At 59.4% G+C, this 14,536-nt stretch carries 14 protein-coding genes; all 14 read left to right on the top strand.

The features are described 5' to 3' along the window. Window positions 1–240 precede the first annotated feature (240 nt). Window positions 241–1,518, top strand: a complete 1,278-nt coding sequence (hpaG, locus tag L379_RS19485; protein ID WP_032652492.1) for a 4-hydroxyphenylacetate degradation bifunctional isomerase/decarboxylase — start codon at window positions 241–243, stop codon at window positions 1,516–1,518. Next, window positions 1,515–2,981 (top strand): 5-carboxymethyl-2-hydroxymuconate semialdehyde dehydrogenase, encoded by a 1,467-nt coding sequence (hpaE, locus tag L379_RS19490; RefSeq protein WP_032652489.1) that lies wholly within the window; start codon window positions 1,515–1,517, stop codon window positions 2,979–2,981. The genes hpaG and hpaE overlap by 4 nt, the downstream gene beginning before the upstream one ends. A gap of 2 nt (window positions 2,982–2,983) precedes the next feature. Beyond that, window positions 2,984–3,835 carry a 3,4-dihydroxyphenylacetate 2,3-dioxygenase gene (gene hpaD, locus L379_RS19495; protein WP_032652486.1) on the top strand — a complete coding sequence of 284 codons (852 nt, stop codon included), beginning with the start codon at window positions 2,984–2,986 and terminating at the stop codon, window positions 3,833–3,835. A 9-nt stretch (window positions 3,836–3,844) separates the two neighbouring features. Beyond that, window positions 3,845–4,225, top strand: a complete 381-nt coding sequence (locus L379_RS19500) for a 5-carboxymethyl-2-hydroxymuconate Delta-isomerase (protein ID WP_023303044.1) — start codon at window positions 3,845–3,847, stop codon at window positions 4,223–4,225. 154 nt (window positions 4,226–4,379) lie between these two features. Then, a complete protein-coding gene (gene hpaH / locus L379_RS19505) occupies window positions 4,380–5,183 on the top strand; it encodes a 2-oxo-hept-4-ene-1,7-dioate hydratase (protein ID WP_015572593.1) in 804 nt (267 codons plus the stop codon). Window positions 5,184–5,192: 9 nt separating this feature from the next. Further along, window positions 5,193–5,987, top strand: a complete 795-nt coding sequence (gene hpaI, locus L379_RS19510; protein ID WP_015572592.1) for a 4-hydroxy-2-oxoheptanedioate aldolase — start codon at window positions 5,193–5,195, stop codon at window positions 5,985–5,987. A gap of 21 nt (window positions 5,988–6,008) precedes the next feature. Further along, a complete protein-coding gene (hpaX, locus tag L379_RS19515; RefSeq protein WP_032652483.1) occupies window positions 6,009–7,352 on the top strand; it encodes a 4-hydroxyphenylacetate permease in 1,344 nt (447 codons plus the stop codon). Then, entirely contained in the window at window positions 7,324–8,214 is an 891-nt protein-coding gene (gene hpaA, locus L379_RS19520) for a 4-hydroxyphenylacetate catabolism regulatory protein HpaA (RefSeq protein WP_017383853.1), read from the top strand. Before hpaX ends, hpaA begins: the two co-directional genes overlap by 29 nt. A gap of 195 nt (window positions 8,215–8,409) precedes the next feature. Then, window positions 8,410–9,972, top strand: coding sequence for a 4-hydroxyphenylacetate 3-monooxygenase, oxygenase component (hpaB, locus tag L379_RS19525; RefSeq protein ID WP_032652479.1), 1,563 nt, complete (start codon window positions 8,410–8,412; stop codon window positions 9,970–9,972). 17 nt (window positions 9,973–9,989) lie between these two features. Next, window positions 9,990–10,499, top strand: coding sequence for a 4-hydroxyphenylacetate 3-monooxygenase reductase subunit (locus tag L379_RS19530; protein WP_032652475.1), 510 nt, complete (start codon window positions 9,990–9,992; stop codon window positions 10,497–10,499). Window positions 10,500–10,619: 120 nt separating this feature from the next. Then, window positions 10,620–10,877, top strand: a complete 258-nt coding sequence (locus tag L379_RS19535) for an HTH domain-containing protein (RefSeq protein ID WP_017383855.1) — start codon at window positions 10,620–10,622, stop codon at window positions 10,875–10,877. A gap of 219 nt (window positions 10,878–11,096) precedes the next feature. Then, the gene (locus tag L379_RS19540; RefSeq protein WP_003856608.1) at window positions 11,097–13,250 is read left to right on the top strand and encodes a carbon starvation CstA family protein; all 2,154 of its coding nucleotides are present in this window, start codon (window positions 11,097–11,099) and stop codon (window positions 13,248–13,250) included. 65 nt (window positions 13,251–13,315) lie between these two features. Next, window positions 13,316–13,519: a YbdD/YjiX family protein gene (locus tag L379_RS19545; protein ID WP_003856610.1), complete on the top strand. Its 204-nt coding sequence runs from the start codon at window positions 13,316–13,318 to the stop codon at window positions 13,517–13,519. Between the two features lie 10 nt (window positions 13,520–13,529). Then, entirely contained in the window at window positions 13,530–14,483 is a 954-nt protein-coding gene (gene yjiA / locus L379_RS19550; RefSeq protein WP_032652472.1) for a GTPase, read from the top strand. Window positions 14,484–14,536: the final 53 nt, after the last annotated feature.

Below are 14,536 nucleotides of genomic sequence, written 5' to 3'. Positions count from 1 at the left end.
AACAATTAAAAACAGATGCTTTTATAGACAACACGTTTTAACCCAAAAAGTCTAACAGAAACAAAGTTATTTTTTTAACTTATTGATTTAAATATCAATCTACCCTTTTATGTAAATTTATTGTTATTCGCATCACAAATTATTCACTTCTGATTGCGAAACGAACAGCAAAAGCATAAAACCAGATCATTAACATATTAATGAAATCAAAACCGGACAGCCGGTTTGAGGAGTATGGGAATGAAAGGTACTGTTTTTGCCGTAGCGCTAAACCACCAAAGCCAGCGTGTGGCCTGGGCTGAGGCGTTTGAAAAAGCCCCCTATAACGCGCCGCCAAAAACGGCGGTGTGGTTTATCAAGCCACATAACACTGTTATCCGCGCAGGCGAACCGATTCCCTTCCCGCAGGGAGAAACCGTGTTAAGCGGCGCGACGGTGGCGCTGGTGGTGGGCAAAACCGCCAGCAAAGTACGCGTTGAAGAGGCGGCGGCGTACATCGCCGGCTACGCGCTGGCTAACGAAATCAGCCTGCCGGAAGAGAGCTTCTACCGTCCGGCGATCAAAGCCAAATGCCGGGATGGATTTTGCCCGCTCGGCGAACCTGTCGCCGTTGATAATGTGGATAATCTGACCATCATCACCGAGATCAACGGCCGCGAAGCGGACCACTGGAACACGGCCGATCTGCACCGCAACGCCGCCGAACTGCTGAGCGCCCTGAGCGAATTTGCCACCCTGAACCCCGGCGATGCGATATTGCTCGGCACTCCGCAAAGCCGCGTCGAAGTTCGCCCGGGCGATCGGGTACGTATTCTGGCAGAAGGATTTCCGCCGCTGGAAAACCCGGTGGTGGAGGAACGCGACGTTGCCATCGCTCCGCGCACGCCGCCGCACGCCACGCTGTTTGCCCTCGGTCTGAACTATGCCGACCACGCCAGCGAGCTGGACTTCAAGCCACCCACCGAGCCGCTGGTGTTTATCAAAGCGCCGAATACCTTTAACGGCGACAACCAGACGTCGGTGCGCCCGAACAATATCGAGTACATGCATTACGAAGCGGAGCTGGTGGTGGTCATCGGCAAAACCGCGCGCAAGGTCAGCGAAGCCGAGGCGATGGACTACGTGGCGGGCTATACGGTGTGCAACGATTACGCCATCCGCGATTATCTCGAAAACTACTATCGCCCGAACCTGCGGGTGAAAAGCCGCGACGGGCTGACCCCCATCAGCCCGAACGTAGTGCCAAAAGAAGCCATTCCTGACCCGCACAACCTTCGTCTTCGCACCTACGTCAACGGTGAACTGCGTCAGGAAGGCACCACGGCAGACCTGATCTTCAGCATCCCCTACTTGATTGCGTATCTGAGCGATTTTATGACCCTGCAACCGGGCGACATGATTGCCACCGGCACGCCGAAGGGGCTGTCCGACGTGGTGCCGGGCGATGAGGTGGTGGTGGAAGTGGAAGGCGTAGGCCGTCTGGTAAACCGAATTGTCAGTGAGGAGACTGCAAAATGAAAAAGATTAACCACTGGATCAACGGTAAAAACGTCGCCGGAAGTGAGTACTTCCACACCACCAACCCAGCCTCCGGCGAGGTGCTGGCAGAAGTGGCCTCCGGCGGCGAAGCCGAAATCCATCAGGCCGTTGCCGCCGCCAAAGAGGCGTTTCCGAAATGGGCCAACCTGCCGATGAAGGAGCGCGCGCGCCTGATGCGTCGCCTGGGGGATCTGATTGACCAGAACGTGCCGGACATTGCCGCGATGGAAACCGCCGACACCGGCCTGCCGATCCACCAGACCAAAAACGTGCTCATTCCGCGCGCCTCGCACAACTTCGAGTTCTTCGCCGAGGTGTGCCAGCAGATGAACGGCAAAACCTACCCGGTCGACGACAAGATGCTCAACTACACCCTGGTGCAGCCGGTGGGTGTCTGCGCGCTGGTGTCGCCGTGGAACGTGCCGTTTATGACCGCCACCTGGAAGGTCGCGCCGTGCCTGGCCTTAGGGAATACCGCGGTGCTGAAGATGTCTGAACTCTCCCCGCTGACCGCTGACCGTCTGGGCGAGCTGGCCCTCGAAGCGGGCATTCCGGCGGGCGTGCTCAACGTGGTGCAGGGCTATGGCGCCACGGCGGGCGACACGCTGGTGCGTCATCATGACGTGCGCGCCGTCTCCTTCACCGGCGGTACCGCCACCGGGCGCAACATCATGAAAAACGCCGGGCTGAAGAAGTATTCCATGGAGCTGGGCGGCAAATCGCCGGTGCTGATTTTCGAAGACGCAGACATCGAGCGCGCGCTGGACGCCGCCCTGTTCACCATTTTCTCCATCAACGGCGAACGCTGCACCGCCGGCTCGCGCATCTTCATCCAGCAGAGCATCTACCCGGAGTTCGTCAAACGCTTTGCCGAGCGCGCCAACCGCCTGCGCGTGGGCGACCCGACCGATCCGAACACCCAGATTGGCGCGCTCATCAGCCAGCAGCACTGGGAAAAAGTCTCCGGCTATATCCGCCTCGGCATTGAAGAGGGGGCAACCCTGCTGGCGGGCGGCCCGGACAAACCGACCGATCTGCCTGCGCACCTGAAAGGCGGCAACTTCCTGCGCCCGACCGTGCTGGCGGATGTCGATAACCGCATGCGCGTGGCGCAGGAGGAGATCTTCGGGCCAGTGGCCTGCCTGCTGCCGTTTAAGGATGAAGCGGAAGGCCTGCGCCTGGCGAACGACGTGGAGTACGGCCTGGCATCTTACATCTGGACCCAGGACGTCAGCAAAGTGCTGCGTCTGGCGCGCAGCATCGAAGCGGGCATGGTGTTCGTCAACACCCAGAACGTGCGCGACCTGCGCCAGCCGTTTGGCGGCGTGAAGGCCTCCGGCACCGGGCGTGAGGGCGGCGAGTACAGCTTCGAGGTCTTCGCGGAGATGAAGAACGTCTGTATCTCCATGGGTGACCATCCGATTCCAAAGTGGGGGATCTGATCATGGGAAAATTAGCCTTAGCGGCAAAAATCACACACGTTCCGTCAATGTATCTCTCTGAACTGCCGGGCAAAAACCACGGCTGCCGCCAGTCGGCCATCGACGGGCATAAAGAGATCAGCAAGCGCTGCCGCGAGCTGGGCGTGGACACCATTATCGTCTTCGACACCCACTGGCTGGTGAACAGCGCGTATCACATCAACTGCGCGGACCATTTTTCGGGCGTCTACACCAGCAACGAGCTGCCGCATTTTATTCGCGACATGACCTACGACTACGACGGCAACCCGGAACTCGGCCAGCTGATTGCCGACGAAGCGGTGAAGCTTGGCGTTCGCGCCAAGGCGCACAACATCCCGAGCCTGAAGCTGGAGTACGGCACGCTGGTGCCGATGCGCTACATGAACGCGGATAAGCACTTCAAAGTGGTCTCCATCTCGGCGTTCTGCACGGTTCACGACTTCGCCGACAGCCGCAGGCTGGGCGAGGCCATCATCAGTGCCATCGAAAAATACGACGGCACCGTGGCGGTGCTTGCCAGCGGCTCGCTCTCGCACCGCTTTATCGACGACCAGCGCGCGGAGGAAGGGATGAACAGCTACACCCGCGAGTTTGACCGCCAGATGGACGAGCGCGTGGTGAAGCTGTGGCGCGAGGGTCAGTTCAAGGAGTTTTGCAGCATGCTGCCGGAGTACGCCGACTACTGCTACGGCGAGGGCAATATGCACGACACGGTGATGCTGCTGGGGATGCTCGGCTGGGACAAATACAACGGTAAGGTGGAGTTTCTCACCGAGCTGTTCGCCAGCTCCGGCACCGGCCAGGTCAACGCCGTTTTCCCGCTGCCCGCGTAAGGAGCCACCATGCCGCATTTTATTGCTGAATGTACCGACAACATCCGCGAGCAGGCCGACCTGCCAGGGCTGTTCGCCAAAGTGAACGAGGCGCTCGCCGCCACGGGCATCTTCCCCATCGGCGGCATCCGCAGCCGCGCCCACTGGCTGGACACCTGGCAGATGGCAGACGGTAAGCACGATTACGCCTTTGTGCATATGACGCTGAAGATCGGCGCGGGGCGCAGCCTGGAAAGCCGGGAAGCCGTGGGGGAGATGCTGTTTGCGCTGATCAAAACGCATTTTGCAGAGCTGATGGCCGCCCGCTATCTGGCGCTGTCGTTCGAGCTCGACGAGCTGCACCCGACGCTTAATTACAAGCAGAACAACGTGCACGCGTTGTTTAAGTAGCCGTTTGCTCGCCCGGTGGCGCTGCGCTTACCGGGCCTACAACGGCCCCAAACCGTAGGCCGGGTAAGCGCAGCGCCACCCGGCAACAGCAGCACCGAACCGTAGACCGGGTAAGCGAAGCGCCACCCGGCAACAGCCGCACAAAGGATACGCCATGCTCGACAAACACACCCATACCCTGATCGCCCACCGCCTGCATCAGGCGGAACAATCCCGGGAGCAGATCCGCGCGATCTCGCTGGAGTACCCGGAGATCACCATTGAAGACGCCTACGCCGTCCAGCGCGAATGGGTGAGCCTGAAAATCGCCGAAGGCCGCGTGCTGAAAGGCCACAAGATCGGCCTCACCTCCAAAGCGATGCAGGCCAGCTCGCAGATCAGCGAGCCGGACTACGGCGCGCTGCTGGACGATATGTTCTTCCACGACGGCAGCGACATCCCCGTGGATCGCTTTATCGTCCCGCGCATCGAAGTGGAGCTGGCCTTCGTGCTGGCAAAACCGCTGCGCGGCCCGAACTGCACAATCTTCGACGTCTACAACGCCACGGATTACGTCATCCCCGCCCTGGAGCTGATCGACGCCCGCTGCCATAACGTTGACCCGGAAACCCAGCGCCCGCGCAAGGTGTTCGACACCATCTCCGATAACGCCGCCAACGCGGGCGTGATCCTCGGCGGCCGCCCGATTAAACCCGACGAGCTGGATCTGCGCTGGATCTCCGCCCTGCTCTACCGCAACGGCGTGATCGAAGAGACCGGGGTCGCCGCAGGCGTGCTTAACCACCCGGCAAACGGCGTGGCGTGGCTGGCGAACAAACTCGCGCCATACGACGTGCAGCTTGAGCCAGGCCAGATCATCCTCGGCGGCTCGTTTACCCGCCCGGTTGCCGCCAGCAGAGGCGACACCTTCCACGTCGACTACGGCAACATGGGCTCGATTAGCTGCCGCTTTGTGTAGGAGTGCACCATGGAAAACGCATTTAAGACCGCGCTGAAAGCCGGAAAGCCACAAATCGGCCTGTGGCTGGGGCTGACCAGCAGCTACAGCGCTGAGCTACTGGCCGGGGCCGGTTTTGACTGGCTGCTGATCGACGGGGAGCACGCGCCGAACAGCGTGCAGACCGTCCTGACTCAGCTCCAGGCCATCGCCCCTTATCCCAGCCAGCCGGTGGTGCGCCCATCGTGGAACGATCCGGTGCAGATCAAGCAGCTGCTGGACGTGGGGGCGCAAACCCTGCTGGTGCCGATGGTGCAAAACGCCGACGAAGCCCGTCTGGCGGTCAGCGCCACCCGCTATCCGCCTGCCGGCATTCGCGGCGTCGGCAGCGCGCTGGCGCGGGCGTCGCGCTGGAACCGCATCCCGGAGTATCTGCATCAGGCTAACGACGCCATGTGCGTGCTGGTGCAAATCGAAACTCGCGAGGCGCTGAAAAACCTGCCGCAGATCCTGGACGTGGAAGGGGTGGACGGCGTGTTTATCGGCCCGGCGGATCTGAGCGCCGACATGGGCTTCGCCGGTAATCCGCAGCACCCGGAGGTGCAGGCCGCCATTGAACAGGCGATCGCGCAGATCCTCAGCGCGGGCAAAGCGCCCGGCATCCTGATGGCGAATGAACAGCTGGCAAAACGCTATCTCAGCCTCGGCGCGTTGTTTGTCGCGGTCGGCGTGGATACCACCCTGCTCGCCCGCAGCGCCGAAGCGCTGGCGGCCCGCTTTACCGACGTCACCACAGCAGTTGATAACAATAAATCCGTCTACTAAACGTACGATGTGGAGCGCAACATGACGACCTCAACCCTGCATAATAAAGCTGTTGAACATCGCGTTATTAATAAGCTGTTCCGTCGTTTGATCGTGTTTCTTTTTATCCTGTTTGTTTTCTCGTTTCTCGATCGCATCAACATCGGCTTTGCCGGGCTGACGATGGGCAAAGATCTGGGCCTCACGTCAACCATGTTTGGCCTGGCCGCGACGCTGTTTTACGTGACCTACGTGCTGTGCGGTATCCCCAACAACATCATGCTGGCGAAGGTCGGCGCCCGCCGCTGGATCGCCGGGATCATGGTGGTGTGGGGCATCGCCTCTACCTGCACCATGTTCGCCACCAGCCCCGAAACGCTCTACGTCCTGCGCATGCTGGTGGGCATTGCCGAAGCCGGTTTCCTGCCGGGCATTCTGGTCTATCTCACCTGGTGGTTCCCGGCGTATCACCGCGCCCGCGCCAACGCGCTGTTTATGATCGCCATGCCGGTGACCATGATGCTCGGCTCGATCCTCTCCGGGTACATTCTGGCGATGGACGGGCTGTGGAACCTGAAGGGCTGGCAGTGGCTGTTCCTGCTGGAGGGGCTGCCATCGGTGGTGCTCGGCGTGGTGACCTGGTTCTACCTTAACGACACCCCGGATCAGGCCACCTGGCTGGATGATGACGAAAAGCAGGCACTCAAAACGATGATCGCCCGCGAACAGGAGCTGGCCATTGCGCACGCCGCCACGCCGCGCTCGACGCTGCGCGAGGTGCTGACGCCCGCCGTGCTGCTCTACACGCTGGCCTACTTCTGCCTGACGAATACGCTGAGCGCGATCAACATCTGGACGCCGCAGATCCTGCAAAGCTTCAACACCGGCAGCAGCAATATCGTGATTGGCCTGCTGGCGGCGATCCCGCAGTTTTGCACCATCCTCGGGATGATCTGGTGGAGCCGCCGCTCCGACAGGCTGAAAGAGCGAAAAAAGCACACCATCCTGCCGTATCTGTTTGCAGCGGCGGGATGGATGCTGGCCTCGGCGACCGATCACAGCCTGATCCAGCTGCTTGGCATCATCATGGCCTCAACCGGATCGTTTACCGCCATGGCGATATTCTGGACCACGCCGGATCAGGTTATTAGCCTGCAATCCCGCGCGGTGGCGCTGGCGGTGATCAACGCCATCGGCAACGTCGGGTCTGCCGTCAGCCCATTGCTGATAGGTATTTTGCGCGACGCGACCGGCAGCTTCAGCTCGGGACTGTGGTTCGTGGCGGGTCTGCTGGTGGTGGGCGCGCTGGTACTGACGCGCATTCCGATGACGCAGCGGGATCAACAGAGGAATGATCATGTGCCAGAGCCCCATCGCCAACATTGATATCAGCAAGGATTACGACGAAAGTCTGGGCACAGACGATGTGCACTACCAGTCGTTTGCCCGCATGGCGGCCTTTTTTGGCCGCGACATGCAGGCGCACCGCCACGACCAGTATTTTCAGATGCATTTTCTCGACACCGGGCAGATTGAGCTCCAGCTCGACGACCACCGTTACTCGGTGCAGGCGCCGCTGTTCGTGCTAACGCCACCGTCGGTGCCGCACGCGTTTATTACCGAATCCGACAGCGACGGCCACGTGCTGACGGTGCGCGAGGATCTCATCTGGCCGCTGTTAGAAGTGCTCTACCCCGGTACGCGGGAAGCGTTCGGCCTGCCGGGGATCTGCCTGTCGCTTGCCGACAGGCCTGACGAGCTGGCGGCGCTGAAGCACTACTGGCAGCTAATTGCCCGGGAATCCACGGAACAACTGCCCGGTCGCGAGCATACGCTGGTCCTGCTGGCCCAGGCCGTTTTTACCCTGCTGCTGCGCAACGCGAAGCTCGACGACCACGCGTCAGGCGGCATGCGCGGTGAGCTGAAGCTTTTTCAGCGCTTTAACCAGCTGACAGATGCTCATTACCACGAGCACTGGACGGTGCCGGAGTATGCCAGCGAATTGCATCTCACCGAATCTCGCCTGACCGATATCTGTCGCCGCTTCGCCAACCGCTCGCCGAAACGGCTGATCTTCGACCGCCAGCTGCGGGAAGCCAGGCGTTTGCTGCTGTTTTCCGACAGCACAGTGAGCGAAATTGCCTGGCAGCTGGGGTTTAAAGATCCGGCCTATTTCGCCCGTTTTTTTAACCGACTGACGGGGTGCTCACCCAGCGCATACCGGGCGCAGAAAGTACCGGTTTCCTGAACGCATAACGGTTCGTAGGGCGGGTAAGCGCAGCGCCACCCGCCGAAAAGCCGCACAGATCACAAAACCACCTCTCACCCGAAAAGTACCTGCCGTTGTCCCAATCGTCCCTTCACGTTCCGCCCGTCTCAAGCTTCAATTAAACAACAAAAACAAAACATAAATTTAACAACCATCTTCCGATACGAGGTCCCTATGAAGCCTGAAGATTTTCGCGCTGATGCCAAACGTCCGTTAACCGGTGAAGAGTATTTAAAAAGCCTGCAAGATGGCCGTGAGATTTATATCTACGGCGAGCGCGTTAAGGACGTCACTACCCACCCGGCATTTCGCAATGCGGCGGCGTCCATCGCCCAGATGTACGATGCCCTGCACAAGCCAGACATACAGGATACCCTCTGCTGGGGTACCGACACCGGCAGCGGCGGCTACACCCATAAATTCTTCCGCGTGGCGAAAAGTGCCGACGATCTGCGCCAGCAGCGTGACGCCATCGCCGAGTGGTCGCGCCTGAGCTACGGCTGGATGGGGCGTACGCCGGACTACAAAGCCGCGTTCGGCTGCGCGCTCGGCGCTAACCCTGCCTTCTACGGTCAGTTCGAGCAGAACGCCCGCAACTGGTACACCCGTATTCAGGAAACCGGCCTGTACTTTAACCACGCCATCGTCAACCCGCCGATCGATCGCCATAAACCGGCGGACGAGGTGAAAGACGTTTACATCAAGCTGGAGAAAGAGACCGACGCCGGGATCATCGTCAGCGGCGCGAAAGTGGTGGCCACCAACTCGGCATTGACCCACTACAACATGATCGGTTTTGGTTCTGCGCAGGTGATGGGCGAAAACCCGGACTTCGCGCTGATGTTCGTCGCGCCGATGGATGCCGAAGGGGTGAAGCTGATCTCCCGCGCCTCTTACGAGATGGTGGCAGGGGCGACAGGCTCTCCGTACGACTACCCGCTCTCCAGCCGCTTTGACGAGAACGACGCCATTCTGGTAATGGATCATGTGCTGATCCCGTGGGAAAACGTGCTGATCTACCGTGATTTCGACCGCTGCCGTCGCTGGACGATGGAAGGTGGCTTCGCCCGCATGTACCCGCTTCAGGCCTGCGTGCGTCTGGCAGTGAAGCTCGACTTCATCACCGCTCTGCTGAAGAAGTCGCTGGAGTGTACCGGCACCCTCGAGTTCCGCGGCGTGCAGGCGGATCTCGGCGAAGTGGTGGCATGGCGCAACATGTTCTGGGCGCTGAGCGACTCCATGTGCTCCGAAGCCACTCCGTGGGTAAACGGCGCGTATCTGCCTGACCACGCGGCGTTACAGACCTACCGCGTGATGGCGCCAATGGCCTATGCGAAGATCAAGAACATCATCGAACGTAACGTGACCTCGGGGCTGATCTACCTGCCGTCCAGCGCGCGGGACCTGAACAACCCGCAGATCGACCAGTACCTAGCGAAGTACGTGCGCGGCTCCAACGGGATGGATCATGTCGAACGCATCAAGATTCTGAAACTGATGTGGGATGCCATCGGCAGCGAGTTTGGCGGACGTCACGAGCTGTACGAAATCAACTACTCCGGTAGCCAGGATGAGGTCCGCCTGCAATGCCTGCGTCAGGCGCAAAGCTCCGGCAACATGGACAAGATGATGGCGATGGTTGACCGCTGCATGTCCGAGTACGACCAGCACGGCTGGACCGTACCGCACCTGCACAACAACACTGATATCAATATGCTGGATAAGCTGCTGAAATAACGCAGCGGGAGGTTTCAATGCAATCTGAAGAACGCCTGCGTTTTCGCGACGCGATGGCCAGCCTGTCGGCGGCGGTGAATGTGGTCACCACCGAGGGCGATGCGGGTCGCTGCGGCATTACCGCCACCGCCGTCTGCTCGGTCACGGACACCCCGCCCTCGGTCATGGTCTGCATCAACGCCAACAGCGCCATGAACCCGGTCTTCCAGGGCAACGGCAAACTGTGCGTCAACGTGCTGAACCACGAGCAGGAGATCATGGCCCGCCACTTTGCCGGGATGACCGGCATGGCAATGGATGAGCGCTTTGCTCTCTCCTGCTGGCAGAAAGGACCGCTGGCGCAGCCGGTGCTGAAAGGCGCTCTGGCAAGCCTGGAAGGTGAGATAACCCAGGTGCAAACCATCGGCACCCATCTGGTCTACCTTGTAGAGATTAAGAACATCATCCTCAGCAGCGAGGGGCACGGCCTGATCTACTTCAAACGCCGTTTCCACCCGGTGATGATGGAGATGGAGGCCGCGATTTGATCCCGTTGCACAAAAAAACGCTAAGGTTTCCGCAAAGGTGCGCCGTTAACTATCCATAAGATAAATTTTCCGGGGCGGCTGGCAACGTCGTCAGCCGCCCCCTTAACGCTGGAAAGTCTTATGGCCCCTTCACCCCGAAGCCGCTCGGCTGAACGTCTGGTTGAAATCATTATTGCCCTGCACCGCAACGGAAGCGTTAATCGCCGCGATCTGATGCAAAAATTTGGCATTACCGAACGCACGGTGTACCGCGATTTACAGGCGCTTTCCCCGATTATTGAACACGACGGCAAAGGGCGCTATCAGCTGCTGCCCGCGTATCAGCCCTGCCGCTGCGTGCACTGCCCTGAAGCGAACGACAAAAGCCCACAGGGCTAGATTATTCTCAGTGATCTCAATCACATATTTTCTCCCACCGGGGGTGAGCCTTAACCACTCACCCTCGCTTTTGACCGCTCACGCATCGCTTTCAACCACTCACCCATTTACCGTGCTTTACACGCGCGAGGATCTGGCACGATCGCTCCAGCATTAATCAATACCTCCTCACAACGAACCCTGACCCTTTTTTCTTTACATAAAAAACCAGGTCTTATTATGGATACTAAAAAACTACTTAAGCACGTGCCCTGGGCCATCCTCGGGATCATCGGTGCTTTCTGTCTGGCGGTTGTCGCATTACGCCGGGGCGAGCACGTCAGCGCCCTGTGGATCGTGGTCGCGTCGGTTTCCGTCTACCTTGTGGCTTATCGCTACTACAGCTTGTACATCGCGCAGAAGGTTATGAAGCTCGACCCGACGCGCGCCACCCCGGCGGTTATTAACAACGACGGCCTGAACTACGTGCCAACCAACCGTTACGTGCTGTTTGGTCACCACTTCGCCGCCATTGCAGGCGCGGGTCCGCTGGTCGGTCCGGTGCTGGCTGCGCAGATGGGCTACCTGCCGGGTACGCTCTGGCTGCTGGCGGGCGTGGTGCTGGCGGGAGCGGTGCAGGACTTTATGGTGCTGTTTATCTCCTCGCGCCGTAACGGTTCGTCGCTGGGCGAGATGATCAAAGAGGAGATGGGCCGCGTGCCAGGCACGATCGCCCTGTTCGGCTGCTTCCTGATCATGATCATCATCCTGGCGGTGCTGGCCCTGATCGTGGTGAAAGCGCTGGCCGAAAGTCCGTGGGGCGTCTTCACCGTCTGCTCTACCGTACCGATTGCGCTGTTCATGGGCATCTACATGCGCTTCCTGCGCCCTGGCCGCGTTGGCGAGGTGTCGGTCATCGGTATCGTGCTGCTGGTCGCCTCCATCTACTTCGGCGGCGTGATTGCGCACGACCCGTACTGGGGTCCGGCGCTGACCTTTAAAGACACCACCATCACCTTCGCGCTGATCGGCTACGCATTCATCTCAGCGCTGCTGCCGGTGTGGCTGATTCTGGCTCCGCGTGACTACCTGGCAACCTTCCTGAAAATCGGCGTTATCGTCGGGCTGGCCATTGGTATTGTGATCATCAACCCGGAGCTGAAAATGCCGGCGGTGACGCAGTACATTGACGGTACCGGTCCGCTGTGGAAAGGCGCCCTGTTCCCGTTCCTGTTTATCACCATTGCCTGCGGTGCCGTGTCTGGCTTCCACGCGCTGATCGCCTCCGGCACCACGCCGAAGCTGATGGCCAACGAAACCGACGCGCGCTTCATCGGTTACGGCGCGATGCTGATGGAATCCTTCGTGGCGATCATGGCGCTGGTTGCGGCGTCGATTATCGAGCCTGGCCTGTACTTTGCGATGAACACCCCGCCGGCGGGTCTCGGCATTACCATGCCAAACCTGCATGAGATGGGCGGCGAAAATACCGCGCTGATCCTGGCACAGCTGAAAGACGCCAGCGCACACGCGGCGGCGACCGTCAGCTCCTGGGGCTTCGTGATTTCGCCTGAGCAGATCATGCAGACCGCGAAAGACATCGGCGAACCGTCCGTGCTGAACCGCGCAGGTGGCGCGCCAACGCTGGCGGTGGGTATCGCACACGTGTTCCACAAAGTGCTGCCGTGGGCGGACATGGGCTTCTGGTACCACTTCGGTATTCTGTTTGAAGCGCTGTTCATCCTCACCGCGCTGGATGCCGGTACGCGTGCAGGCCGCTTCATGTTGCAGGATCTGCTGGGTAACTTCGTGCCATTCCTGAAGAAAACCGACTCTCTGGTGGCCGGCGTTCTGGGCACTGCGGGCTGCGTAGGCCTGTGGGGTTATCTGCTGTATCAGGGCGTTGTTGACCCGCTGGGCGGCGTGAAGAGCCTGTGGCCGCTGTTCGGCATCTCTAACCAGATGCTGGCGGCTGTGGCCCTGGTGCTGGGTACCGTTGTCCTCGTGAAGATGAAACGCACCAAATACATCTGGGTCACCGTGGTGCCTGCGCTGTGGCTGCTGCTCTGCACTACCTGGGCGCTGGGTCTGAAACTGTTCAGCACCAACCCGCAGCTGGAAGGCTTCTTCTTCATGGCTAACCAGTACAAAGAGAAGATTGCCGCAGGCGGCGCGGATCTGACCGCGCAGCAGATTGCCAACATGAACCATATCGTGGTGAACAACTACACCAACGCGGGTCTGAGCATTCTGTTCCTGGTGGTGGTGTACAGCATTATCTTCTACGGCATCAAAACCTGGATGAAAGTGCGTAACGTTGAGGGCCGTACGGACAAAGAGACCCCGTACGTACCGGTGCCGGAAGGCGGCGTGAAGACCTCCTCACACCATTAATTAAGCATGTTACTGTAGGCCCGGTAAGCGTAGCGCCACCGGGCTTCTTCTATCTGGAACCCTCAATGTTTGGTAACTTAGGCGAAGCAAAAAAATACCTCGGTCAGGCGGCGAAAATGCTGATTGGCATTCCGGATTATGACAACTACGTTGAGCATATGAAGACCAACCATCCGGATAAGCCGTACATGACCTACACTGAATTCTTCCGCGAGCGTCAGGAAGCGCGCTACGGCGGAAGTGGAGAAGGCGGCGTCCGCTGCTGCTAAAGGAGAAACCATGACCCCGATTGCCGTTACCCTGCTGACCGGTTTCCTCGGCGCCGGTAAAACCACCCTGCTGCGCCACATTCTGAACGAGCAGCACGGCTTCAAAATCGCCGTCATCGAAAACGAATTTGGCGAAGTCTCCGTTGACGATCAGCTGATTGGCGACCGCGCCACCCAGATCAAAACCCTGACCAACGGCTGCATCTGCTGCACCCGCTCTAACGAATTAGAAGACGCCCTGCTGGACCTGCTCGACAGCCGCGATCGCGGTGACATCGACTTCGACCGACTGGTGATCGAGTGCACCGGCATGGCCGACCCCGGCCCGATTATTCAGACCTTTTTCTCCCATGAGATCATTTGCCAGCGCTATCTGCTGGACGGCGTCATCGCTCTGGTGGATGCGGTACACGCCGACGAGCAGATGAACCAGTTCACCATCGCCCAGTCCCAGGTTGGCTACGCCGACCGCATCCTGCTGACCAAAACCGACGTGGCGGGTGAAAGTGAAAAACTGCGCGAGCGCCTGACGCGCATCAACTCGCGTGCGCCCATTTACACGGTGACGCATGGCGATATCGATCTCGCTCAGCTGTTCAACACCAACGGCTTTATGCTGGAAGAGAACGTCACCGCGAAACCGCGCTTCCACTTTATGTCCGACAAGCAAAACGACGTGACGTCGATTGTGGTTGAGCTGGACTACCCGGTTGACATCAGCGAGGTCTCCCGCGTGATGGAGAACCTGCTACTGTCATTTGCCGACAAGCTGCTGCGCTATAAAGGGATGCTGTGGATCGACGGCGAGCCGAACCGCCTGCTGTTCCAGGGCGTGCAGCGCCTGTACAGCGCCGACTGGGATCGCCCGTGGGACGATGAAGTGCCGCACAGCGTGATGGTGTTTATTGGAATACAGCTGCCGGAAGAGGAAATTCGGGCAGCGTTTGCGGGGCTGAAAAAGTAAATCGCCGCTCCCTTTTAAACAAAAAAGGGAGCGTATTTCATTGAAGTAAAATG

Source organism: Enterobacter sp. MGH 33 (assembly GCF_000534535.1).
Lineage (GTDB): Bacteria > Pseudomonadota > Gammaproteobacteria > Enterobacterales > Enterobacteriaceae > Enterobacter > Enterobacter hormaechei_C.
The sequence above is the reverse complement of the archived record's forward strand: the minus strand, read 5'-3'. Positions and strand labels throughout refer to the sequence as shown.

Bases quoted from the DNA above. Each gene is read 5' to 3' on its own strand.
- hpaG (WP_032652492.1), top strand. From the start codon at position 241: ATGAAAGGTACTGTTTTTGCCGTAGCGCTAAACCACCAAAGCCAGCGT.
- hpaE (WP_032652489.1), top strand. From the start codon at position 1,515: ATGAAAAAGATTAACCACTGGATCAACGGTAAAAACGTCGCCGGAAGT.
- hpaD (WP_032652486.1), top strand. From the start codon at position 2,984: ATGGGAAAATTAGCCTTAGCGGCAAAAATCACACACGTTCCGTCAATG.
- L379_RS19500 (WP_023303044.1), top strand. From the start codon at position 3,845: ATGCCGCATTTTATTGCTGAATGTACCGACAACATCCGCGAGCAGGCC.
- hpaH (WP_015572593.1), top strand. From the start codon at position 4,380: ATGCTCGACAAACACACCCATACCCTGATCGCCCACCGCCTGCATCAG.
- hpaI (WP_015572592.1), top strand. From the start codon at position 5,193: ATGGAAAACGCATTTAAGACCGCGCTGAAAGCCGGAAAGCCACAAATC.
- hpaX (WP_032652483.1), top strand. From the start codon at position 6,009: ATGACGACCTCAACCCTGCATAATAAAGCTGTTGAACATCGCGTTATT.
- hpaA (WP_017383853.1), top strand. From the start codon at position 7,324: ATGTGCCAGAGCCCCATCGCCAACATTGATATCAGCAAGGATTACGAC.
- hpaB (WP_032652479.1), top strand. From the start codon at position 8,410: ATGAAGCCTGAAGATTTTCGCGCTGATGCCAAACGTCCGTTAACCGGT.
- L379_RS19530 (WP_032652475.1), top strand. From the start codon at position 9,990: ATGCAATCTGAAGAACGCCTGCGTTTTCGCGACGCGATGGCCAGCCTG.
- L379_RS19535 (WP_017383855.1), top strand. From the start codon at position 10,620: ATGGCCCCTTCACCCCGAAGCCGCTCGGCTGAACGTCTGGTTGAAATC.
- L379_RS19540 (WP_003856608.1), top strand. From the start codon at position 11,097: ATGGATACTAAAAAACTACTTAAGCACGTGCCCTGGGCCATCCTCGGG.
- L379_RS19545 (WP_003856610.1), top strand. From the start codon at position 13,316: ATGTTTGGTAACTTAGGCGAAGCAAAAAAATACCTCGGTCAGGCGGCG.
- yjiA (WP_032652472.1), top strand. From the start codon at position 13,530: ATGACCCCGATTGCCGTTACCCTGCTGACCGGTTTCCTCGGCGCCGGT.